The organism is Halomonas zincidurans B6 (assembly GCF_000731955.1).
GTDB lineage: Bacteria > Pseudomonadota > Gammaproteobacteria > Pseudomonadales > Halomonadaceae > Modicisalibacter > Modicisalibacter zincidurans.
Genome location: NZ_JNCK01000001.1, coordinates 800796 through 821901 on the forward strand (window position 1 = coordinate 800796; position 21106 = coordinate 821901).

Consider the following 21106-nt stretch of genomic DNA (forward strand, 5'->3'; position numbering starts at 1 on the left):
GCGTGCTGAGGTGAAACATGTTGAAACTGATTGAACGCCTGGGGCCGATAGATGAAAGCGCGGCGAGCGACACCCTGACGCTGCCGTTCGAGGCGCGGATGCGCGGTCGGCTCAAGGCGGTCAGCGATGCCGGCCGCGAGCTGGGACTGTTCCTCGAACGTGGCCCGGTGCTGCGCGATGGCGAAGGGTTGCGTGCCGAAAGCGGCGAGGTGATTCGGGTCAGGGCGGCCGACGAGCCGGCCGTGACGGCGCGCATCGAAGGCACACTGGCGCTGGCACGGTTGTGCTATCACCTGGGCAATCGTCACGTGCAACTGGCCATCGGCGGCGACGAACGCTCTTCACGAGATCAGGGCTGGGTGCGCTTCCCGCCGGACCACGTGCTCGAGGAACTCGCCGAGCGCCTGGGGGCGACGCTCGAGCATCACCAGGCGCCATTCGACCCCGAGCCGGGCGCCTATTCGCAGGGTGAAGATCATTCCCACGGACATCGACATTCCCACGGTCATAACCACGATCATGGCCAGTCACATAGACACGACCACGAGCCCGGCCATGCCCACTGAGTCCAGCCAGGCCGGCAGTGACGACCTGGCCCTGCTGGGCCTGCTGCAACTGGTCAGTCCGGCGCTGCCGATCGGCGCGTTCGCCTGGTCCCAGGGGCTGGAAAGCGCCTTCGATCTGGGCTGGGTGAGCGACGAGGTGACCCTCGGCGAATGGCTGGCAGGCGTGCTCGAGGATGGCCTGACCCGTTGCGACCTGCCGGCACTGGCGCGCCTGTACGACGCCTGGCAGGCCGGCGACGCAGACGCCCTCGCCGCATGGAACGCTTGGCTGCAGGCCAATCGCGAGACCGCCGAGCTGGCCGCCGAGGACTTCCGGCTCGGTGAGGCCATGGTGCGCCTGCTGCATTCGCTGGATCGGCTGCCGCTGGCGCCGTCGCTGCCGTCCCGCCCGACTTACGCCGCGACGTTCGCGCTCGCCAGTTGGCAGCGGGGTATCTCGGTCCGTGACAGCCTGCTCGGCTTCACCTGGGCCTGGCTGGAAAACCAGCTGGCGGTGGCCTGCAAGGCCCTGCCGCTGGGGCAGACCAGCGCCCAGCGGCTGATCGAGCGCTTGCGACCGCAGCTGGTGGCGGCAGTCGACACGGCCCTGGCGCTGGAGGACGAGGAGCTGGGGCCGGCATTGCCGGGGCTAGCCTTGGCCAGCGCCCATCATGAAACCCAATATTCGCGGCTATTTCGTAGCTGAGCGGTCATTTAAGGAAGGAGTAACGCCATGAATCATTGCTTGCGTGTGGGTGTCGGCGGCCCGGTAGGCTCCGGCAAGACGGCCCTGCTCAGGCAGCTCTGCCTGGCACTGCGCGACCATTACGATATTGCGGTGGTCACCAATGACATCTACACCCGCGAGGATGCCGATTTCCTGCTCAAGCACGATGCGCTGGCCGCGGACCGTATCCTAGGCGTCGAGACCGGCGGCTGTCCGCATACCGCGATTCGCGAAGATGCCTCGATGAACCTCGCTGCCATCGACGATCTGCACAGCCGCCATCCCAATCTGGAGCTGGTATTGGTGGAATCCGGCGGCGACAACCTCTCGGCGACCTTCAGTCCCGAGCTGTCCGACCTGACCCTGTATGTGATCGACGTCTCCGCCGGCGACAAGATTCCGCGCAAGGGCGGGCCGGGCATCACCAAGTCCGACCTGCTGATCATCAACAAGATCGACATCGCCGAGTACGTCCACGCCTCGCTGGAGGTGATGGACCGCGACGCATGCAAGATGCGCGGCGAGCGACCGTTCGTATTCGCCAATCTGCACGACGGGGTGGGGCTCGAGACCATCATCCGATTCATTCTCGATCGCGGCATGCTGCCGGAGCGCCGTCCGGACGTGCGTGCCGTCAGCTGATCCCCTTTTATACCGTTCAGGAGAGTGTCATGTCTCATTCTTTGCCTTCGCGAACAAGCTCCTTGCCCTTGCGGGAGCGAATTTATTCGCGATGGCGGCGGGCACTGTACCTCCCCGGCCATGCCGGGCGCCTGCGGCGCCAATCGCGAACCAGTTTCCTCCCACCGGCGTCCCCATGCTCCAGTGGGCCATCCAGGCTGGTTTGCGTGGGAGGGAGTTTATTCCCAATAGCGGGGTCTTGACGTTTCACGCTGATCCGCGAAGAACCAAAAAAGGACCGCCATCAGTGGCGGTCCAGTACGCAGGGAACTATCGGAGATGCGAACACGAGGTAGTCGCTGGCCCGAAGGCCCGGAGTGGGCATGCCTCGTCGCCTTGGCGTAGACGCGGCCACCCCGATGGCATGCCCTATCGATGACGCAGCATGCTGGATAGGTGGCATCCTTGCCGGGGAATCCTTTCCCTAGACACCCTTCCTTGCCCGAAGGCGGTGCCGTCTCATCGCAACCTAAGTCACACATCGCATTGAGTGAGTCACGAAGAGCCAGGCTTGCTACGCGGGCGTAGCGTGCCCGGCGCCCAGTTGCTCACTCGCTAAAAACTTAGCCATAAGCGTGCCATCTATTTTAATTCAATTTAAATACAGTGGTTTATAAAAACCATCCAGGCCCGCGCAGGTCGTTGGCTGGGCATCCATCGGCTGAGCTTTTATTAAGCGTTGCTAATATCTGACGCTCACCATGAACGCGGCGTTAACGTTAGTCTAATCAGCGCTCTACAGCGTCTCTTAATGGCGACAAAAAGGATAATTGCCGGATAAGTCAGCATTTGTGGATCCCCTGAGGCCCACGTACACTGGCGAAACAAGGCGCGACGCTGGCGGTTCAAGGAGAGAGTCATGTTCAGAGACGATGTGCCAGGATGCGGAGTCTACAGGCATACCGATGGCCGGCTGGTCAAGCAGAGCAATACGTTGGCCGAGCTACTTCATGGCGATCGTGCTAGCGCGCCGCAAACACTCGAGAACCTTCTTGACGAAGCGGGCTACACGGCCTATGAAACCGTCCAGGGCGTCTATACCGTCTATGCGCCGGTGGAAGACACCGTGCTGGGCGATGCTTTTCGACATGCATTGGAGGGCGTGCGCTATCTGATTCAGGTCGATACCGATCCCAAGTCGCACTTCTTCGTGCTGGTCGACGACAGCCTGGCCGACTATCTCGGTGTGCTTGCGCTGCTGCAGCCATTGGCCATTCACAAGCGCATGGCAGCGGAGCCTCTCCAACCTGTGGGCGAGGCATGAGCCCACGATGCCCTCTGATCGACAGTCTGGATCGCTTCTGACGATGCTGGCAGCCCCTTTCAGCAAGCTCCGCGCTCTGGCATCGCGCTCTATCCTGGCGAGACGCGTCGTTCGCATCATCGCTCGTTGCGGTTATGTCGCCAAAGGCGTGGTCTATATGATCGTCGGCGTCCTGGCGTCGCTGGCTGCCGCCGGGCTGGGTGGCAGCAGTGTCAACACCAAGCAGGCGATCACCCAGCTGGCTAGTCAGCCATTCGGTGGTCTCATGCTGGCATTGCTCAGCCTGGGCCTGCTCGCCTACGCCGTGTGGCGTCTGCTACAGGCTCTGATCGACACCGAGAATCTGGGCTACGGAGTGCGTGCCATTGCGGCGCGTCTGGGGTTTCTGGTCAGCAGCGGTATTTATAGCGGCCTGGCACTTTACAGCTTCAACCTGCTGCGCAACGCCGCCACCGGTAATACCTCGCCAACCGGTCGCACGGCCGAATTGATGAGCCATCCCGGAGGAATCTATCTGGTCTTCGCAGTGGGTGTGGTCTTTTTCGGGGTTGGCGTGCGCCAGATCGTTCGTGCAGTCAAATGCTCATTTCTGAAGAATTGGCACATGCGAGAGATGAACGAGCGTCAGCGCAAACTTGCCAAGTGGGCCACACGCATGGGGCTGACGGCCCGCGGCATCGTGTTTCTGCTCATTGGGCTGTTTCTCTGTCTGGCTGCCTGGCAGTCCGACCCTAGCGAAGCGGAAGGGTTGGGTGGCGCTCTGGCGACGTTGGCTCAGCAGCCGTTGGGTCCCTGGCTGTTGGGTATCGTCTCGCTGGGTTTGGTCGCTTATGGCATCTACTGCTTCATCAATGCGCGTTTCCGTGACGTCAGTGCCTGACAAGTAAACAACGGAGTGCGGGGTTTCTGTTGGCCTGCATGCAGTGCTCCGTCGGTTCAGCCATAGACTCTCTCGTCGAGCCAATTGCCGCAGCGCGCTTGTACGCCGGCCCAATCGCGGCCGATCTGACATACGAAGAGCGAATCGTGAGCGCCGATATGCGGATGGAGGCGTTCGATCAGAGCGGCAGCCGTGGCATCGGCCTCTATGAGTACGCTGCAGTCGACCGCCGTGGCATTGGGAAAGGATTCCAACAGATCATGGAATGCGTTGTAGGCGATGGGTAGGTGTAATTCATACGTTATTAAATAGACTGCCATAACTGCCCTGCGTAGTGGGTGAATTTATATGGCAAGCGCTAACGTAATTAATCATTGCTTAAAAAACAATAGTTTGATTCGGCCATCTGATGGTGAGCTCTCGGTTCTAACTCATGTCTTGAAGCGCGACGCCCCAGGCGGCGATCAGCGCGGTGGCGCTACGCGTAGCGCACTCGACTGCGCCTGACACATAGCCGAAGCGCAGCCGGTAGGTTTATCTCGTGGGCGTATTGCTGCCTGGCGGTGGGCCCTTGCGATTCTGATACTTGCTCCATAACTGCCTTGCCGTGCGCTTGGCCTTCTCGCGGTTCTGAGGATTCCTGAGCCAGTTGGCAACGGCTGCGCCGAGCATGCGTTTCATGGCTATCTCCTTGATGCGATGCCTGTACATAACCATATGGAGGCTTTGCGGGTCTGCGTCAAGCGCTATTCGATTGCCTGAATAGAAACAAGGGGAGAGGGGAGAGCGTTAGCTGGCCTCGTCCGTGCTCAGGAGTGCATGGGGACTTGGCGGGGACTGAGAATGCCAAGTTCTGAGATAGGTAAAGGCTCTGGTAAAGCGGCCTGCAGGCCCATAGATGGTGCGGATGGGGAGACTCGAACTCCCACGCCTCTCGGCACTAGAACCTAAATCTAGCGTGTCTACCTATTCCACCACATCCGCAAATAGGGGGCAGGAAACGCCCGTATTGTACGGGCCGCGTCGGCCAAGTCAATTGCCGTTCCGCGCGGCTAGCGTGACGCGGGAGGATGGCGCGGTTAAGGTCATCACAGGCTTGCGAGCAATTAGTGATCTTTTGTTCATGATGAAGTTGACAGAGATGGCGGGGCGCATGGGTCCGAAGCCAGCCCTGGTTGTTAACCAGGTTGACAAGATGCTGCGTCGCGCCCTGCCCGGGCGCTGTGCGTTCTGCCTGGCGCGCTGCATGCCGAACGTCCCATGGTGCGGGCCCTGCCTGGCGGTGCTGCCGTGGAACCGGCATGCCTGTGTGCAATGCGCCGAGCCCTTGCCGGAAGCGTCTCCGCGCTACTGCGGGCACTGCCTGCGGCGTCCTCCAGCGTTTGCCGTTGCGCGCATCGGCCTGCGCTACGAAGACGAGATCGCGCTGCTGCTGCGTCGCTTCAAGTTCGGCTACGACCCGCGCGCGGGCAACTTGCTGGTAAGCCTGATGAACGAGTCGTTGGCGGGGCTCGAAAGGGAGCAATTGCCTGAACTGTTGATCGCTCTGCCGCGCCATCGTCAGCGTGCCCGGGAACAGGGCTTCGACCCGGGCCCCTGGCTGGCCGAGCGCCTTGCCGCGCGGCTGGGATTGCCCTGGTACCAGCCGTGCCGGCTGCACGCCACCCCCTCGCAGCGCGGCCTGGATCGCACGGCACGGCGGCGCAATCTCAAGGGCGCCTTCGGGGTCGAAACCCTGTTGCCCGAGCGGGTTGCGCTGGTCGACGACGTGATGACTACCGGCGCCTCGCTCGACGCGCTGGCCGTGGCCTGCCGCGGCACCGGCGCCCGCCATGTCGAGGCCTGGGCGGTGGCGCGCACGCCACTCGGTCATTGAGTGCGTGCGCTGCCGTTGACGGGTGGCAATCTGCTAGCATGCGGGCATCGCTTACCGAGGAGGCCCGCATGGCCGCCAACCCGCATCCGTTCGAGAACCTGCCGCCGCAGCGCATCGTTGCCGCCATCGAGGCGCTGGGATTCTGGCTGCCCGGCGAGCCGTTCGCGCTCAACAGCTACGAAAACCGGGTCTTTCTGATCCACGACGACGAGCGACGCCGCTGGGTTGCCAAGTTCTATCGTCCCGACCGCTGGAGCGATGCGCAGATCCGCGAGGAGCATGCCTTTCTCGCCGAGCTGGCGGCCGCCGAGGTGCCGGTGGCGGCGCCCTGGCGTGATGCCGACGGCGAGAGTCTGCATGAGCACGAGGGCTTTCGCTTCGCGCTGTTTCCCCATGTGGTCGGCCAGGCGCCGGAGCTCGAGAACCCTGCCCACCTGTTCGCCCTCGGTGAACTGATCGGCCGGGTGCACTCGGTGTCGGATACAACGCCATTCGTCACACGACCGACCCTCGAACCGATTGGCTGGGCGGCGAGCAGCCGCGAGCAGGTACTCGCCGGCGAATGGCTCAGCCAACGTCAGCGTCGCGCTTACCGGCGAATCAGCGAGGCCTTGGAACACACGCTGGCGGAGCGCGCCTGGCCGGCCCAGGCGGCGATTCGCGTGCACGGCGACTGCCATCTGGGCAATATCCTGGGGCGCGACGAGCAGTTCGCGCTGGTCGATTTCGACGACTGCTGCATGGCGCCGGCCGTGCAGGATCTATGGATGATGCTGACTGCCCAGAACGACCAGGAGTGGCAGATGCAGCTCTCCGAGCTGCTGGAGGGCTACGAGCAATACCGCGATTTCGATCGCCGCGAACTGGCCTGGATCGAGCTGCTGCGGACCCTGCGCCTGATGCGTCACAGCGCCTGGCTGGTGGCACGCTGGCGCGACCCGGCGTTTCCGCGCGCCTTTCCCTGGGTCGCCGACGAAGCATACTGGGATCAGCACATTCGCACCCTCGAGCAGCAGCGCGTCGCACTCGAAAAGCCACGCTGGCTGGCCTGAGCGGCGGTTGGAGTCCATCGACCAAAGCGCTTAGCATGAACCGGCCGTGGTCACGGAGTAAACGTTGGAGGAGACGCTAATCAGTTTCGACGATGCCGCTCGGGGTCGCGGCGCTCGCTGCTACGCTATGCTTGTTGGTGAAGCCACCGGCAACACCACCATCTTGCCGGATATACATTCTCAGTCGCATGCTATCATCACGTCCGGCGTCACGCAGGCCGGATAACGCATCAGGGCATTCGCGAAGCGGGTGCCCTCCAGGAAGGAGCACATCATGGAATCGCTGCAGGACTATCCGCTGTACCGGCCCTTCGCCTACATCGATGGCAGCTGGGTCGCCGCCGACAGCGGCGAGCAGATCGAAGTCGACAATCCGGCCACCGGTGAGATCATCGGCAGCGTGCCGCGACTCGGCCGCGCCGAGACCGAGCGGGCGATCGACGCGGCGCATGCCGCGTTGCCGGCCTGGCGCGCGCATACCGCCCAGGAGCGTGGCGACATCCTGATGAAGTGGTACGAGCTGATGCTCGAGAATCAGGACGAGCTGGCGCGCATCATGACCCTCGAGCAGGGCAAGCCGCTCAAGGAAGCCGCCGGCGAGATCGTCTACGCGGCGAGCTTCCTGCGCTGGTTCGCCGAGGAGGGGCGGCGCATCTACGGCGAGACCATTCCCAGCGCCAAGAGCAATCAGCGGATCATGGTCATCAAGCAACCGGTCGGCGTCGTCGGCGCGATCACGCCGTGGAACTTCCCGGCGGCGATGATCACCCGCAAGGTCGGCGCGGCGCTGGCGGCGGGCTGCCCGATCGTCGTCAAGCCGGCCAGCCAGACGCCGTTCTCGGCCACCGCCATGGCGCTGCTCGCCGAGCGTGCCGGCGTGCCGCGCGGGGTGTTCAACGTAGTGCCGGGGCGTGCCAGCGAGATCGCCGCGGCGCTGACCGAGTCGCCGCTGGTGCGCAAGATCACCTTCACCGGCTCGACCGAGGTCGGCCAGCGGTTGATGGCGCAGGCCGCGCAGCATGTCCAGAAGATCTCGCTGGAACTGGGCGGCAATGCGCCGTTTCTGGTCTTCGAGGACGCCGACCTGGACGCCGCCGTGGAGGGCGCCATGGCCTCGAAATTCCGCAACGGCGGCCAGACCTGCGTCTGCGTCAATCGTTTCCTGGTCCAGTCGAGCGTGGTCAACGCCTTCTGCGAGAAACTTGCCGCCGCCATGAACAGCGAGCTCAGCGTCGGCGACGGCACCGAGGAGGGCGTCAACATCGGCCCGCTGATCGACAGCGACGGGGTCGAGAAGGTCAGCCGGCACATTCGCGATGCGCTCGACAAGGGCGCCGAGTTGATGCTGGGCGGCAATCATCACCCGCTGGGCGGTAATTTCTTCACCCCGACGCTGGTCAATCAGGCGACCAGCGAGATGCTGGTGGCCCGTGAGGAAACCTTCGGCCCGCTGGCCGCGGTGTTCCCCTTCGACGACGAGGAGGACGCCGTGGAAATGGCCAACGACACGCCGTTCGGCCTCGCCGCGTACTTCTATTCGCGCGACCTGAGCCAGGTGTGGCGGGTCTCGGAGGCGCTGGAATACGGCATCGTCGGCATCAATACCGGGCTGATCTCCAACGCCGCCGCGCCGTTCGGCGGGGTCAAGGAGTCGGGTCTGGGCCGCGAGGGCGGCCATCAGGGGCTCGAGGAGTTCCTCGAAACCAAGTACCTGTGCCTCGACCTGGGCTGAATCCGGTCCGGCGGTGGGCAGCCTAGCGCGGCCAAGCGTTGACGAGGCTGCCCGCCGCGTCCTTGCCTTGCGGCGTGAGGATGGTAACTTGGCAGGACTTTTCTTTACCCGAGAGGTATGCGCATGGATTCGAGCATCAGCAACACCGTCGGTGCCGCCGTCGCGCTGCAGCAGTACAACGCCGACCAGAGCGCCCAGATGTCGCTGCTCCGGCAGTCGCTCGACACCCAGGCGGGGCAAGTTGCCCAGCTGATGGAGGCGGTCGGCGACGGGCCGAAACTGGCCAGCGTCGGCAGCATCGGTACGCAGCTCAATACCTACGCCTGAGTAACGCCGCAAGCTCGGCGGTGCAATACGCGAGGCCGCTGAGGTATAGCACGCAAAACGCCGCCCCTTTCGAGGGGCGGCGTTTTGTTGGGCGCCAGGCCCAGGGCATGCGGCTCAGTGGCGGAAGTGGCGCATGCCGGTGAAGACCATGGCGATGCCGGCTTCGTCGGCGGCGTGGATCACCTCCTGGTCGCGCATCGAGCCGCCGGGCTGGATCACCGCGGTGATTCCGGCGGCGGCGGCGGCATCGATGCCGTCGCGGAACGGGAAGAAGGCATCCGAGGCCATTACCGAGCCGGGCACCTCGAGGCCTTCGTCGGCGGCCTTGATGCCGGCGATCCGGGCCGAATAGACGCGGCTCATCTGGCCGGCGCCGACGCCGACGGTGCGGCCGTCCCTGGCATAGACGATGGCGTTGGACTTGACGTACTTGGCGACCTTCCAGGCGAACGCCAGATCGCGCAGTTCCTGCTCGCTGGGCGCGCGCTCGGTGACCACCTGGAGCTCGTCGCGACCGACCATGCCGAGATCGCGATCCTGGACCAGCAGGCCGCCGGTGACACGCTTGAAATCATGCGCGTGGACACGCTCGCCGGGCCAGCTGGCGCCGACGTCGAGCAGCCGCACGTTCTTCTTGTCGGCGACGACTGCCGCGGCCGCGTCGCTGACGCCGGGGGCGATGATCACTTCGACGAACTGACGGGCGACGATCGCGCGCGCGGTGTCGGCGTCCAGCGCCCGGTTGAAGGCGATGATGCCGCCGAAGGCGCTGGTCGGGTCGGTGGCGAAGGCTTTTTCATAGGCTTCGTGAAGCGTTGCGCCGGTGGCCACGCCGCACGGGTTGGCATGCTTGACGATCACGCAGGCGGCCTCGGTGAAGGCCTTGACGCATTCGAAGGCGGCATCGGTGTCGGCGACGTTGTTGTAGGACAGCGCCTTGCCCTGGCGCTGTACGGCGGTAGCGACGCTGGCCTCGCTGGCGTTGGCTTCGACGTAGAAGGCGGCCGCTTGATGGGGATTCTCGCCGTAGCGCATCGCCTGCTTCTTGTGAAACTGCAGATTGTAGGTGCGCGGAAAGCCGTCTTCGCCGCCCTCGACGCGGCTGCCCAGATAATCGGCGATCGCCGCGTCGTAGCCGGCGGTATGCTCGAAGGCCTTCACGGCGAGATCGAAGCGCAGCTCGCCACCGACCGCGCCGTCATTGGCCGCCATCTCGTCGAGCACTCGGCGATAATCCTCGGCACTGACGACGATGCTGGTGTGGGCATGGTTCTTGGCGCAGGCGCGGACCATGGTCGGGCCGCCGATATCGATGTTCTCGATCGCCTCCTCCAGCGTGCAGTCGGGGCGGGCGACGGTCCGGGCGAACGGGTAGAGATTGACCACTACCATGTCGATCGGGGCGATGTCGTGCTCGGCCATCACCGCGTCGTCCTGGCCCCGGCGGCCGAGAATGCCGCCGTGGATCTTGGGGTGCAGGGTCTTGACCCGGCCGTCCATGATCTCCGGGAAGCCGGTATGCTCGGAGACTTCGCTGACATTGATGCCATTGTCGCTGAGCAGGCGGTAGGTACCGCCGGTGGACAGCAGGGCGACGCCGCGCTCGGCGAGTTCGCGGGCGAAGTCGACGATGCCGGTCTTGTCCGAGACGCTGATCAATGCGCGGCGGACCGGCAGGGAACGGGGGTGGTGGGGCTGTTCGGCCATGAGAGTCACTCTTCGATGTCGGCCCCGCCGAGGGCGAGGGCCTGGGCTTTTAAACGCGACGGGGGAGCCGGCTGGCTCCCCCGTGAAAACGGCCGGTGCTCAGATCAGATCGTACTGCTTGAGCTTCTTGCGCAAGGTGCCGCGGTTGAGTCCCAGCATGTCGGCGGCGCGGGTCTGGTTGCCGCCGGCATAGTCGAGCACGGCGTTGAGCAGCGGCGCCTCGACTTCGGCCATGACCATGGCATACAGGTCGGTCACGGCTTCGCCTTCGAGGTGGCTGAAGTAGCGCCGCATGGCATCGTCGACCGCTTCGCGCAGGGTCTGGCCGCGGGGGGCGGGCGTGGCGGAAAGCGGCGATTCCTCGCCTACGAGCTGTTCGGGAGTGATGGCTTGCCTGCTGTTCATGCTGCACTGATCCCTTCGGTTGCCGGCGCCGTGGCCCGGCGAAACAGTTCATCCACGAAACAACGTTGCCCCTCGGCGCTGTCCAGGGCATTGAAACGTTGTCGCAGCGGTTTGGCGTCCTCGCGGGTGGCGAGATACCAGCCGATATGCTTGCGTGCGATCCTTGCGCCCATGTGCTCACCGTAGAAGCCATGCAGCGCATCGAGGTGCTCGCGCATGACCCTGCGCCGCTCGTCGAGAGAGACGGGTGGCAGGATTTCTCCGGTGCGCAGGAAATGGTCGATCTCGCGGAAGATCCAGGGATTGCCCTGGGCGCCGCGACCCACCATGACCGCATCCGCACCAGTATAGTCGAGAACCTCGGCGGCCTTGGCGGGAGTGTCGATGTCGCCATTGGCGAACACCGGGATGCCCACCGCAGCGTTGATCTCGGCAATGGTGTCGTACTCGGCGAAGCCGTTGTAACGCTGCTCGCGGGTGCGTCCGTGCACGGCCAGCGCACGGATACCGGCGGCTTCGGCGAGGCGCGCCACGCGCACGCCGTTGCGGCTTGATTCGCACCAGCCGGTGCGAATCTTCAGCGTCACCGGGACCTCGACGGCGGCGACCACCGCCTCGAGAATCGCCGCGACCAGCTTCTCGTCGCGCAGCAATGCCGAGCCGGCAGCCTTGTTGCAGACCTTCTTGGCCGGACAGCCCATGTTGATGTCGATGATCTGGGCGCCCTGTTCGGCGTTCAGGCGTGCCGCCTCGGCGAGCATCTCGGGATCGCCGCCGGCGATCTGCACGCTGCGCGGGCCGGGTTCGCCGTGATGATCCAGGCGCATCCGCGACTTGCGGGTATGCCACAGCCGCGGGTCCGAGGTGACCATCTCGGAGACCACCAGACCGGCGCCCAACTGCCGGCAGAGCTGGCGGAACGGCCGGTCGGTGACGCCGGCCATGGGCGCCAGGATCACCCGGTTGGGCAATTGGAATCGACCTATGGCGGGCGGCTCGCCGCGTGCGGTAGCGGGCATCGTGTTCGGGACTCGGCTCAAGCGGACCGCCTATGATACCCACCTGCCGGGGCAGACTGAAGGCTGGTCCGCCAACCTGTCGCGTATTGGCTCGCTCAGCCGCCGCTCGGGCGCTCGCCGGTCAGGCACACCCAGCCGTCGCGCTCGCGCGGCTGGTGCATGATCAAGTCCTGGTCGCGATAGGCATCGAGCACGTCGTCGGCCTGGTGGGCAAGGATGCCCGAGAGCACCAGCCGGCCGCCGGGTTCGACGTGACCGGCGATCGCCGGGGCCAGTTCGACCAACGGCCCGGCGAGAATGTTGGCGAGCACGATCTGAAAGCGCTCGTCGGGCAGCCGCTCGGGCAGGCACAGCATGAACGTCGTCTCGTCGATGGCGTTGTGTTCGGCATTGTCGCGGCTGGCGGTGAGCGCCTGCGGATCGATGTCGGTGCCGGTGGCCTTTGGCGCGCCGAGCTTGAGCGCGGCGATCGCCAGGATTCCCGAGCCGCAGCCGTAGTCGAGCACCCGGCAACCCTCGAGGGTGCCGGCGACGCTCTGCTCGTCGAGCCAGCCCAGGCACAGCGCGGTGGTCGGGTGGGTGCCGGTGCCGAAGGCCAACCCGGGGTCGAGGCGCAGATTGACCGCATCGGCGTCGGGGGCGTCGTGCCAGCTGGGCACGATCCACAGCCGTTCGCCCATCGGCAGCGGCTCGAAACCGTCCATCCATTCGCGTTCCCAGTCGCGATCGGCGAGCAGTTCGTACTCGATGCTCGGGCAGGGCTCGTCGCCCATGGCCAGCGACCAGCCGTGGTGGACGCGCTCGAGCATCGCGTCGATGCCTTCGAGGTCGTCGTAGAGCCCGGTCAGCACGGTTTCCTGCCACAGCGGCGTGCTGCCGCGTTCGGGTTCGAAGACCGGGTCGTCGTGGGCGTCCTGCAGGGTGATCGCCGAAGCGCCCTCGTCGAGCAGCAGCTCCTCGAGGAGCTCGGCCTGGTCGGGGGCGATGCGGGCCTTGAGTTGCAACCAGGGCATGGTGGCTGCTCCTAATCGGTGGGTCTGAAAACGCAGGCGGCGCGATCCGGAGCCGCGCCGCCTGTCAAGAAGCCGGCGCTTTAGCCGCCGAGTTTCTTTTCCAGATAATGGATATTGACGCCACCCTGCTGGAAGGCGCTGTCGCGAACCAGATCCTTCTGCAGATCGATATTGGTCTTGATGCCTTCGACCAGCAGCTCGTCGAGGGCATTGCGCATGCGCGTCAGGGCGTTGGTGCGGTCCGCGCCCCAGGTGATCAGCTTGCCGATCAGCGAGTCGTAGTGCGGCGGCACGCTGTAGCCGGTATACAGGTGCGAGTCCATGCGCACGCCGAGCCCGCCGGGGGCATGATAGAGCGTGACCTTGCCGGGCGAGGGCATGAAGGTGCGGGCGTCCTCGGCGTTGATGCGGCACTCGAAGGCGTGGCCCTTGACCTCGACGTCTTGCTGGCGGATCGACAGCGGCTGGCCGGAGGCGATCAGCAGCTGCTGCTTGACGATATCCACGCCGGTGACCATCTCGGTGACCGGATGCTCGACCTGCACGCGGGTGTTCATCTCGATGAAGAAGAACTGGCCCTTCTCGTAGAGAAACTCGAAGGTGCCGGCGCCGCGATAGCCGATCTCGAGACACGCATCGGTGCAGGCCTTGAGCACTTGGGCGCGGGCCTCGGGGTCGATGTGCGGGGCGGGGGCTTCCTCGAGCACCTTCTGGTGACGGCGCTGCAGCGAGCAATCGCGATCAAAGAGGTGAATGGCGTTGCCCTGGCCATCGGCGAGCACCTGAACCTCGACGTGGCGGGGCTCCTCGAGGAACTTCTCCATGTACACGGTGCCATCGCCGAAGGCGCTGTTGGCCTCGCTCTGGGTCACGCTGACCGCCGACAGCAGGTTGGCCTCGCTGTGCACCACGCGCATGCCGCGACCGCCGCCGCCGGCGGCGGCCTTGATGATCACCGGGTAGCCGATCCGCCGCGCCGTCGCCAGTACGGCATCGTCGTCATCCGGCAGGGCGCCGTCGGAGCCGGGCACGGTGGGTACGCCGGCCTTCTTCATCGACTCGATGGCGCTGACCTTGTCGCCCATCAGGCGAATGGTCTCGGCGCGCGGGCCGACGAACACGAAGCCCGAGCGCTCGACCTGCTCGGCGAAGTTGGCATTTTCCGAGAGGAAGCCATAGCCGGGGTGGATGGCGCTGGCGTCGGTGACCTCGGCGGCGCTGATCAGCGCCGGGATGTTCAGATAGGATTGCGCCGAGGAGGCCGGGCCGATGCACACCGCTTCGTCGGCCAGACGCACATGCATGAGCTCGCGGTCGGCCTTGGAATGAACCGCCACGGTGCGGATGCCCAGTTCCTTGCAGGCGCGCAGGATGCGTAGAGCGATCTCGCCGCGGTTGGCGATGAGTACCTTGTCCAACATGATGGGGTCCGCCAGAGTTGTCGAGTGGATCAGGAGATGAGCAGCATCGGCTGGTCGAATTCGACCGGTTCGCCGTCCTCGACCAGGATTGCCTCGATGACGCCATCCTTGTCGGCTTCGATCTGGTTCATCATCTTCATCGCCTCGACGATGCAGATCGTCTCGCCCTGCTTGACGCTCTGGCCGATTTCGACGAACGCCTTGGCGCCCGGTGCCGGCGAGCGGTAGAAGGTGCCGACCATCGGCGAGGTCACCGCATGCCCGGCCGGCTGCGCCGGTGTCGGAGCTTCCATGGACGCGCTGGGTGCCGCTTCGCCGCCGGTGGCCGGATAGTTCGGCTGGCTCGGCGCCGGGCCCCAGTGGGGTTGATACATGGTCGGCTGGCTGGGCGTGCCGTTGGGGTGACGGCTGATGCGCACCGATTCCTCGCCTTCCTGGATCTCGATCTCGCTGATATTGGATTCTTCCAGCAGTTCGATCAGTTTCTTGACCTTGCGAATATCCATGTCGGTGTCTCTATTGCGGTGAGTGAGGCTGGTGACGCTGGCCCCTCCAGCGCCGCCTTCCGACGCCAGGCCGTAGCTTTCGATAAACCTAGCTTTCAAAAGACCTAGCTTTCGGCGCCAAATTCGCTGGTCACGTCCACTGCCGCGCCGGATAAAGGAGATGCTGACGAAGTGGCTCGCGGACATGAACAGGCGACCAATACGGTTCGACAAAAGGCGCGTGAATGACGCAGTCAACTTGCCTGAAACTCGCTAAGATCACGTCAGTTGATGACAAGATCGCGCTTGTGAACGTCGTTTATGCCGATGTCGGCGAAGTTTGCCGAAAAACCCCGGCATTGTCCAGCCGGCCGTGAACAGCGTTTCCTTGGCCCGGAAGGGTGCAAGAAGGCGCGTTCAGCCGCGTCCATCACGACTGGAGCGCAGCCTTGAACGCTTGCACGTGCCGGCAACAACGGACGAGGCATTGGCAGGGAGTCCTTGAGCTCAGCGCCAGCATGCGATCATGGCGCAGTCGGCGAGTTCTACCCGATCGATGGCAGCACCGTGCTGGCCGGCGTGCATCAACGAAAGCGCTGCGTTGGTCGGGCGGGTACGCCGCCAGCGCCATGATAGGATACCCTGCGAGTAAACGCCTTCTTCTCAACCGTCACGCCCAAGGACGTCGTGCCCATGGCCCTGTTTGGCAACCGCAAACGCCGCACCGAGGTGCTCGAGCGCCCCGAATACGGCTGGATCTGGAAACCCTTGCTGGTCCTGCTGGCGATCTATCTGCTGGTCAGTCTGGTACTGGGCATCTGGTGGAGCCAGCGCCCCGAGCCCTTCGATGTCGACCAGGCCACCACGCAGTGGCTGGGGGCGCCGGCAGATGCCGAACTGCCGCGTGGCGCGCGGTTGACGGCGAGCATGCTGACGTCCCTGGACACGTTGCTGGAAAAGCCGGGCGGCTGGCTGCGCAACGACATGCTGCTGCCCGGGGTCTGGTTGGACAACATGCCCAGTTGGGAATATGGCGTGCTCACCCAGCTGCGCATCCTCGCCAAGGCTCTGCCGGCGATGAGTCCCGCGGGCGCGGACGCCCTGGAGAGTGCCAGCAAGGCGTTGCAATCGGATAGTGAGGACTGGCTGTATCCGGCGGCCGAAAAGCGCTACAGCCAGGCCCAGGGTGCGCTTGCCAGCTACTTGAACGGTATGCTTCGCGGTGGCAATGGCTTTGCCGCCACTGGCGAGGGCCTGGCCGGTTGGCTGGATGCCGTCAGTCGGCGCTTCTCGGGGCTGACCCAGCAATTGCTGGCGAGCGTCGACGACCCCGAGGCGTTGCGCGAACTGGGTGTCGACGACGCCGCATTGCCCGAGGCCACGCCCTGGTTTCGTATCGACAACGTGTTCTTCGAAGCCCGTGGCGATGCCTGGGGCCTGTTGCAGTTGCTCAAGGCGGCCCGGCTCGATTACGCCGAGGTGCTCGGCAAGGCCAGCGCCAACACCACGCTGGAGCGGCTGATCGCCGAACTTGAACTGGCTCAGCGGCGGGTCTGGAGCCCGGTGATTCTCAACGGCTCCGGCTTCGGCATCTTCGCCAACCATTCGCTGGTACTTGCCAATTATACCCAGGCCGTCGCCGAACTGACGGGACAGCTCGCGGGCAGCGTGCAGGGGGTCGAGGTGACGGCGCCGAAAAGCGACTCGCAGCCGGCAGCGCCCACTGCATCATCGAATAGCGAAGCGGGCCGAGCCTCTCAAGGCGGTTCCGAAGCCGGTGGCAAGCCGAGTGAAGGTGGCCAGAATGATACTGGTGGCGATAGCAGCGACGCGGCCCCGGCCCGGGTGCAGCAATGAGCGCGAGTCTCGCCCAACCGAAAAGCGCCGCTCCGAGAGCGGCGCTTTGATTACTGCCGGAGCGACGGGTTGGCCGGTAGCGCTTACTGCTTGGCGTAGGCGGCGACCGATTTCTCGATGGCCTTGCGCGCGGCTTCGGCGTTGTCCCAGGACTCGACCTTGACCCACTTGCCCTTCTCGAGATCCTTGTAGTTCTCGAAGAAGTGGGCGATCTGCTGGCGCAGCAGCTCGGGCAGGTCGGTGACTTCATGCACGTCGTCGTACAGCGACGACAGCTTGTGATGCGGCACGCAGATCAGCTTGGCATCCTCGCCAGCTTCGTCGGTCATGTTGAGCACGCCCACCGGACGCGCGCGGATCACGCTGCCCGGCTGTAGCGGATGCGGGGTGACGACCAGCGCGTCGAGCGGGTCGCCGTCGTCGGCCAGGGTGTTGGGAATGAAGCCATAGTTGGCCGGATAGAACATCGGCGTGGCCATGAAGCGGTCGACGACCAGGGCGTCCATTTCCTTGTCGATCTCGTACTTGATCGGGGCGTGATTGGCCGGGATCTCGATCGCCACATAGACGTCGTTGGGCAGGTCCTTTCCAGCGGGAATCTGATTGAAGCTCATCGTCGAATCCTTGCGTTTTGCGGCTTGAAGGCGAAATGGGGCGGATTATACGAACTGCCCCGGGGGATTACCAATCCGTCGCCGGGACGAGGCGAAGGTGACTCCCTCACAGTGTATGATGGGCGCGCCGCGGCCACCTGCAAGGAGAACGACACTTGGCGGAACAAGCACTGTCCCTGAGTTACGGCCAGGCCTTCGTCGCCCCGGAGCGGCGGCGCCATCGTAGCTCCATGTCGGTATTGGTCACCGAGGGCGAGATGCTGCAGAGCAAGGGCGTCAGCGCGTTGATCAGCGACTCCATCTGGCGCAACGCCATCGCCAAGCAGGCCGGCGATCTCAGCGTGCGCGGCTTTCTCGCCGACTACTATTCCACGCCGGCGCATTGGGACGTCAAGACCTCGGCGACGCGCGTACTGCGGGCCCTGAATAGTTGGAGCTACAGTCAGAGCAGCTACATCGAGGGGGGCAGCTACGTCAGCTCGATGTCGCTGATGGTCCTGCGTGGCCGCGACGCGCATCTCTTCCACATGGGCGATACGCTGGTGTTTCGTCTGCGCGGCGCCGAATTCGAGCAGCTCACCCGCGACCACGTCACCGACCTGGGCGGCTATCGTTACCCCTCACGGGCCTTGGGGCTCGACGGCAATCTGGACATCGATTACGCGCAGCTGCCACTCAAGCAGGGCGATCTGTTCCTGTTCACCACCCGGGCGGTGCGTGGCACCTTGATGCCGTCGGATTTCGTGCAGTTGATTCGCGCCGATGTCAGCAATCTCGACGCCGCCTGCGAGCGCCTGGCCGAAGCCGCCCAGGCGCGGGCCGGTGAACGTGGCTACGGCGCCGAGCAATTCTGTTTTCAGTTGGTGCGCATCGATCGCTTGCCCGAGCTCGACTCGGCCACGGTCGACGTGCATCTCGGCAGTCTACCGGTACCCTCGGAACTGGCGGTCGGCGAGCGTCTCGACGGGCTGGAGGTGCTGGACGTGCTGTCGCGTAATGCCCAGTCGCGGGTCTACCGGGTGCGCGACGAGCGCAGCCGTAGCGAGATGCTGCTGCGGGCGCCGAGTCCCGAACTTTCCAGCCGCAATGCCTATCTCGAGCATTTCCTGCTGCAGCAATGGGTCGCCGAGCGGGTCAGTTCGCCGTTCGTCGCCAAGCTGGTCGAACTGCCGCGACCGCGCCGACACCTCTATTACCTGATGGTGGATGTGCGCGGCGAGTCGCTCAGCGACTGGCTGCGGCGTCATCCCCAGGCCAGCCTGGCCCAGCGGCTGGATATCGCCCGCCAACTGGCCAAGGCGGTGCAGGCCCTGCACAGGCGCGACGTGCTGCACCAGCAGATCCATCCCGACACCGTCCTCATCGATCCGCATGGCCAGGTGGTGTTGAGCGATTTCAGCGCCTGTTTCCGGCGCGACGGCGAGAGCGGCAAGGCGCGCGAACTGGCTCGCGAAGTGGGTCTCGGCGTGCACAGCGCGCCGGAATACGCACTGGGCGACGAGGTCGGCCGGCGCAGCGACCAATACGCGCTGGCATCGACCGTCTACTGGCTGTTGACCGGTGACGTGCCCTACGACCGGTCGCCGGGCGAGTTGCGTAGCCATACCGGACTCGAGCAGATGACGTACCGCAGCGCGCGCAGCCGCAACCCGGCGGTGTCGGCGGCGCTCGACGACGCTCTGCGCCGCGCCCTGGACCCGCAGCGTGCGTTGCGCTTTCGGCGGCTGTCCGAATTCCTGGTGGCGCTGCGCGATCCGCGCCAGCGCGGCGGCGATGAGCGCGTGGCGACCGGTACACCGGCCGGCCTCTGGCAGGGGATTGCTGGACTGCTGTTGCTGCTGCTGGTGCTCTCCTGGCTGCTGAAATAATTTCCGCTACGGGCTACGGGCTACGGGCTACGGGCTACGGGCTACGGGCTACGACAAGCGCTGGTGAGTTTTTGGGTTCGCGGCTCGAAGCCCGAGGCTCGTAAGCTACGGGCTACGACAAGCCTTACAGCGTGAACTCGGGCAGCTTGCGCGCGACCTTGGCCAGCTTAAGCTTGGCCACCATGGGCAGGCCGTTCTCGAACGGTGGGAAATCTTCACCCTGGATCAGCGGCGAGAGGTAGCGCCGGCAGGAGGCGGTAATGCCGAAGCCATCCTCGCGAATGAAGTCGCGCGGCATGTACTTCTCCTTGTTGGCGACCTCGGCCAGCGGCGCGGCCTCGATGCGCCACTCGTAGGGCGAGTCGCTGATCCGCTTGATGGCCGGCATCATCGCGTTGTTGCCGGCCAGCGCCAGTTCCACGGCCTTCTTGCCGACCGCGTAGGCCTGCTCGACGTCGGTCTTCGAGGCCAGGTGGCGCGCGGCGCGCTGCAGGTAGTCGGCGACCGCCCAGTGATACTTGTAGCCCAGGTCCTGCTTGACCATGCCGGCCAGCGTCGGCGCCACGCCACCCAGCTGGCGGTGGCCGAAGGCGTCGGTGTTGCCGGCGTCGGCCAGGAAGGTGCCGTCGGCATAGCGCGCCCCCTCGGAAACCACGATCACGCAGTAGCCGTAGTCCTTCACCGCCTGTTCGACGCGGGCCATCACCTTGGTGCGTTCGAAGGGAATCTCGGGGAAGATAACCAGGTGCGGCGGCTGGCCTTCGCCGTTGCCGGCCAGCGCGCCGGCGGCGGCGATCCAGCCGGCGTGGCGGCCCATCACCTCGAGCACGAAGACCTTGGTCGAGGTGGCGCACATAGAGGCGATGTCGAGCGCCGCCTCGCGGGTCGAGGTGGCGATGTACTTGGCGACGCTGCCGAAGCCCGGCGAGTTGTCGGTGATCGGCAGATCGTTGTCGACCGTCTTGGGCACATGGATCGCGGTCAGCGGGTAGCCCATCTTCTCGGAGAGCTGCGAGACCTTGAGGCAGGTGTCGGCGCTGTCGCCGCCGCCGTTGTAGAAGAAGTAACGGATATCGTGAGCCTTGAACACCTCGATCAGACGCTCGTACTGGGTGCGGTGGCTCTCGATGTCCTTGAGCTTGTAGCGACACGAGCCGAACGCGCCGCCCGGCGTGTGGCGCAAGGCAGCGATCGCTTCGTCGCTTTCCTGGGAAACGTCGATCAAATCCTCGGTCAGGGCGCCGATGATGCCGTTGTGTCCGGCGTAGACCTTGCCGATCCGGTCGCTGTGGCGACGGCACGTCTCGATCACGCCGCAGGCGCTGGCATTGATCACGGCGGTTACCCCGCCTGACTGGGCGTAGAAGGCGTTGTGCTGGGCCATAGGGGCTTCCTTTGCTCCTGCTTTTATAGGGATTACGCGCGGTGGGATGGCTGTGCATCATAGCCGAAAGCGCCCGCTGCTGCACGGCAGCCCTGGGGCGCGGCTGCAGGGCTGGCAGATAGCGGTTACGCTCGGGCTGACCCGTCGACAAGCCCGCGTGGAGGCGCTGTAAATACCTCCATGTACGCTACCGACGCCATCCATGGCGTCGGACCTCCACTTCGGTTTGTCCCCGGCGCCCTCATTAGT

General features: G+C 64.8%; 21 protein-coding genes and 1 tRNA gene. 11 read left to right on the forward strand and 11 right to left on the reverse strand.

Annotated features, from left to right (window positions below):
- Positions 1–17: 17 nt before the first annotated feature.
- From ureE to HALZIN_RS0103815, 5 genes are all read left to right on the forward strand, one after another.
- The gene (gene ureE / locus HALZIN_RS0103795) at positions 18–566 is read left to right on the forward strand and encodes an urease accessory protein UreE (protein ID WP_031382919.1); all 549 of its coding nucleotides are present in this window, start codon (positions 18–20) and stop codon (positions 564–566) included.
- Positions 556–1251 (forward strand): urease accessory protein UreF, encoded by a 696-nt coding sequence (locus HALZIN_RS0103800; RefSeq protein WP_031382920.1) that lies wholly within the window; start codon positions 556–558, stop codon positions 1249–1251. Before ureE ends, HALZIN_RS0103800 begins: the two co-directional genes overlap by 11 nt.
- 27 nt (positions 1252–1278) lie before the next feature.
- Positions 1279–1914 carry an urease accessory protein UreG gene (ureG, locus tag HALZIN_RS0103805; RefSeq protein WP_031382921.1) on the forward strand — a complete coding sequence of 212 codons (636 nt, stop codon included), beginning with the start codon at positions 1279–1281 and terminating at the stop codon, positions 1912–1914.
- Positions 1915–2812: 898 nt separating this feature from the next.
- Entirely contained in the window at positions 2813–3217 is a 405-nt protein-coding gene (locus HALZIN_RS0103810; protein ID WP_031382922.1) for a hypothetical protein, read from the forward strand.
- 7 nt (positions 3218–3224) lie between these two features.
- Positions 3225–4097 (forward strand): DUF1206 domain-containing protein, encoded by an 873-nt coding sequence (locus tag HALZIN_RS0103815; protein ID WP_231663657.1) that lies wholly within the window; start codon positions 3225–3227, stop codon positions 4095–4097.
- A gap of 56 nt (positions 4098–4153) precedes the next feature.
- On the opposite strand, the gene HALZIN_RS17800 is transcribed toward HALZIN_RS0103815, so the two are convergent.
- The 3 genes from HALZIN_RS17800 to HALZIN_RS0103825 form a co-directional block, all read right to left on the reverse strand.
- On the reverse strand, positions 4154–4417 hold the full coding sequence (locus tag HALZIN_RS17800; RefSeq protein WP_150113077.1) for a hypothetical protein: 264 nt from the start codon (positions 4415–4417) through the stop codon (positions 4154–4156).
- A 214-nt stretch (positions 4418–4631) separates the two neighbouring features.
- On the reverse strand, positions 4632–4778 hold the full coding sequence (locus HALZIN_RS18150; RefSeq protein ID WP_201448173.1) for a hypothetical protein: 147 nt from the start codon (positions 4776–4778) through the stop codon (positions 4632–4634).
- 218 nt (positions 4779–4996) lie between these two features.
- Positions 4997–5081 (reverse strand) — tRNA-Leu (locus tag HALZIN_RS0103825).
- Positions 5082–5292: 211 nt separating this feature from the next.
- Between HALZIN_RS0103825 and HALZIN_RS0103830 the strand changes: the two genes are divergently transcribed.
- From HALZIN_RS0103830 to HALZIN_RS0103850, 4 genes are all read left to right on the forward strand, one after another.
- Positions 5293–5973 carry a ComF family protein gene (locus HALZIN_RS0103830; RefSeq protein WP_236254957.1) on the forward strand — a complete coding sequence of 227 codons (681 nt, stop codon included), beginning with the start codon at positions 5293–5295 and terminating at the stop codon, positions 5971–5973.
- A 68-nt stretch (positions 5974–6041) separates the two neighbouring features.
- Positions 6042–7025 carry a serine/threonine protein kinase gene (locus tag HALZIN_RS0103835; RefSeq protein WP_031382926.1) on the forward strand — a complete coding sequence of 328 codons (984 nt, stop codon included), beginning with the start codon at positions 6042–6044 and terminating at the stop codon, positions 7023–7025.
- Positions 7026–7299: 274 nt separating this feature from the next.
- Positions 7300–8757, forward strand: coding sequence for an NAD-dependent succinate-semialdehyde dehydrogenase (locus HALZIN_RS0103845; protein WP_031382927.1), 1458 nt, complete (start codon positions 7300–7302; stop codon positions 8755–8757).
- Between the two features lie 123 nt (positions 8758–8880).
- Positions 8881–9084 (forward strand): putative motility protein, encoded by a 204-nt coding sequence (locus HALZIN_RS0103850; RefSeq protein ID WP_031382928.1) that lies wholly within the window; start codon positions 8881–8883, stop codon positions 9082–9084.
- 114 nt (positions 9085–9198) lie between these two features.
- On the opposite strand, the gene purH is transcribed toward HALZIN_RS0103850, so the two are convergent.
- The 6 genes from purH to accB form a co-directional block, all read right to left on the reverse strand.
- Complete coding sequence (gene purH, locus HALZIN_RS0103855) at positions 9199–10791, reverse strand: bifunctional phosphoribosylaminoimidazolecarboxamide formyltransferase/IMP cyclohydrolase (protein WP_031382929.1); 1593 nt, start codon at positions 10789–10791, stop codon at positions 9199–9201.
- 99 nt (positions 10792–10890) lie between these two features.
- The gene (gene fis / locus HALZIN_RS0103860; RefSeq protein ID WP_031382930.1) at positions 10891–11196 is read right to left on the reverse strand and encodes a DNA-binding transcriptional regulator Fis; all 306 of its coding nucleotides are present in this window, start codon (positions 11194–11196) and stop codon (positions 10891–10893) included.
- The gene (gene dusB, locus HALZIN_RS0103865; RefSeq protein ID WP_051907363.1) at positions 11193–12215 is read right to left on the reverse strand and encodes a tRNA dihydrouridine synthase DusB; all 1023 of its coding nucleotides are present in this window, start codon (positions 12213–12215) and stop codon (positions 11193–11195) included. The genes fis and dusB overlap by 4 nt, the downstream gene beginning before the upstream one ends.
- A 95-nt stretch (positions 12216–12310) precedes the next feature.
- The gene (prmA, locus tag HALZIN_RS0103870; protein WP_031382932.1) at positions 12311–13228 is read right to left on the reverse strand and encodes a 50S ribosomal protein L11 methyltransferase; all 918 of its coding nucleotides are present in this window, start codon (positions 13226–13228) and stop codon (positions 12311–12313) included.
- A gap of 80 nt (positions 13229–13308) precedes the next feature.
- A complete protein-coding gene (gene accC, locus HALZIN_RS0103875) occupies positions 13309–14649 on the reverse strand; it encodes an acetyl-CoA carboxylase biotin carboxylase subunit (RefSeq protein ID WP_031382933.1) in 1341 nt (446 codons plus the stop codon).
- 29 nt (positions 14650–14678) lie between these two features.
- Complete coding sequence (gene accB / locus HALZIN_RS0103880; protein WP_031382934.1) at positions 14679–15155, reverse strand: acetyl-CoA carboxylase biotin carboxyl carrier protein; 477 nt, start codon at positions 15153–15155, stop codon at positions 14679–14681.
- A 672-nt stretch (positions 15156–15827) separates the two neighbouring features.
- Between accB and HALZIN_RS0103885 the strand changes: the two genes are divergently transcribed.
- Positions 15828–16991 (forward strand): DUF2333 family protein, encoded by a 1164-nt coding sequence (locus tag HALZIN_RS0103885; RefSeq protein ID WP_084173327.1) that lies wholly within the window; start codon positions 15828–15830, stop codon positions 16989–16991.
- A gap of 83 nt (positions 16992–17074) precedes the next feature.
- Here HALZIN_RS0103885 and ppa read toward each other — a convergent pair whose 3' ends face one another.
- Positions 17075–17605, reverse strand: a complete 531-nt coding sequence (gene ppa, locus HALZIN_RS0103890) for an inorganic diphosphatase (protein ID WP_031382936.1) — start codon at positions 17603–17605, stop codon at positions 17075–17077.
- 155 nt (positions 17606–17760) lie between these two features.
- Between ppa and HALZIN_RS0103895 the strand changes: the two genes are divergently transcribed.
- The gene (locus HALZIN_RS0103895; protein WP_031382937.1) at positions 17761–19473 is read left to right on the forward strand and encodes a bifunctional protein-serine/threonine kinase/phosphatase; all 1713 of its coding nucleotides are present in this window, start codon (positions 17761–17763) and stop codon (positions 19471–19473) included.
- A gap of 124 nt (positions 19474–19597) precedes the next feature.
- On the opposite strand, the gene HALZIN_RS0103900 is transcribed toward HALZIN_RS0103895, so the two are convergent.
- Complete coding sequence (locus tag HALZIN_RS0103900; protein WP_031382938.1) at positions 19598–20857, reverse strand: 6-phosphofructokinase; 1260 nt, start codon at positions 20855–20857, stop codon at positions 19598–19600.
- Between the last annotated feature and the right edge of the window lie 249 nt (positions 20858–21106).

What these genes read in the sequence shown, in the direction of transcription:
- HALZIN_RS18150 (WP_201448173.1), bottom strand. Translation starts at nt 4,778, where the DNA reads ATGAAACGCATGCTCGGCGCAGCCGTTGCCAACTGGCTCAGGAATCCT.
- HALZIN_RS0103850 (WP_031382928.1), top strand. Translation starts at nt 8,881, where the DNA reads ATGGATTCGAGCATCAGCAACACCGTCGGTGCCGCCGTCGCGCTGCAG.
- accC (WP_031382933.1), bottom strand. Translation starts at nt 14,649, where the DNA reads ATGTTGGACAAGGTACTCATCGCCAACCGCGGCGAGATCGCTCTACGC.
- HALZIN_RS0103900 (WP_031382938.1), bottom strand. Translation starts at nt 20,857, where the DNA reads ATGGCCCAGCACAACGCCTTCTACGCCCAGTCAGGCGGGGTAACCGCC.
- purH (WP_031382929.1), bottom strand. Translation starts at nt 10,791, where the DNA reads ATGGCCGAACAGCCCCACCACCCCCGTTCCCTGCCGGTCCGCCGCGCA.
- ureG (WP_031382921.1), top strand. Translation starts at nt 1,279, where the DNA reads ATGAATCATTGCTTGCGTGTGGGTGTCGGCGGCCCGGTAGGCTCCGGC.
- accB (WP_031382934.1), bottom strand. Translation starts at nt 15,155, where the DNA reads ATGGATATTCGCAAGGTCAAGAAACTGATCGAACTGCTGGAAGAATCC.
- ppa (WP_031382936.1), bottom strand. Translation starts at nt 17,605, where the DNA reads ATGAGCTTCAATCAGATTCCCGCTGGAAAGGACCTGCCCAACGACGTC.
- HALZIN_RS0103835 (WP_031382926.1), top strand. Translation starts at nt 6,042, where the DNA reads ATGGCCGCCAACCCGCATCCGTTCGAGAACCTGCCGCCGCAGCGCATC.
- prmA (WP_031382932.1), bottom strand. Translation starts at nt 13,228, where the DNA reads ATGCCCTGGTTGCAACTCAAGGCCCGCATCGCCCCCGACCAGGCCGAG.
- HALZIN_RS0103800 (WP_031382920.1), top strand. Translation starts at nt 556, where the DNA reads ATGCCCACTGAGTCCAGCCAGGCCGGCAGTGACGACCTGGCCCTGCTG.
- HALZIN_RS17800 (WP_150113077.1), bottom strand. Translation starts at nt 4,417, where the DNA reads ATGGCAGTCTATTTAATAACGTATGAATTACACCTACCCATCGCCTAC.
- HALZIN_RS0103815 (WP_231663657.1), top strand. Translation starts at nt 3,225, where the DNA reads ATGCCCTCTGATCGACAGTCTGGATCGCTTCTGACGATGCTGGCAGCC.
- fis (WP_031382930.1), bottom strand. Translation starts at nt 11,196, where the DNA reads ATGAACAGCAGGCAAGCCATCACTCCCGAACAGCTCGTAGGCGAGGAA.
- HALZIN_RS0103810 (WP_031382922.1), top strand. Translation starts at nt 2,813, where the DNA reads ATGTTCAGAGACGATGTGCCAGGATGCGGAGTCTACAGGCATACCGAT.
- HALZIN_RS0103845 (WP_031382927.1), top strand. Translation starts at nt 7,300, where the DNA reads ATGGAATCGCTGCAGGACTATCCGCTGTACCGGCCCTTCGCCTACATC.
- HALZIN_RS0103885 (WP_084173327.1), top strand. Translation starts at nt 15,828, where the DNA reads ATGGCCCTGTTTGGCAACCGCAAACGCCGCACCGAGGTGCTCGAGCGC.
- ureE (WP_031382919.1), top strand. Translation starts at nt 18, where the DNA reads ATGTTGAAACTGATTGAACGCCTGGGGCCGATAGATGAAAGCGCGGCG.
- dusB (WP_051907363.1), bottom strand. Translation starts at nt 12,215, where the DNA reads ATGCCCGCTACCGCACGCGGCGAGCCGCCCGCCATAGGTCGATTCCAA.
- HALZIN_RS0103830 (WP_236254957.1), top strand. Translation starts at nt 5,293, where the DNA reads ATGCTGCGTCGCGCCCTGCCCGGGCGCTGTGCGTTCTGCCTGGCGCGC.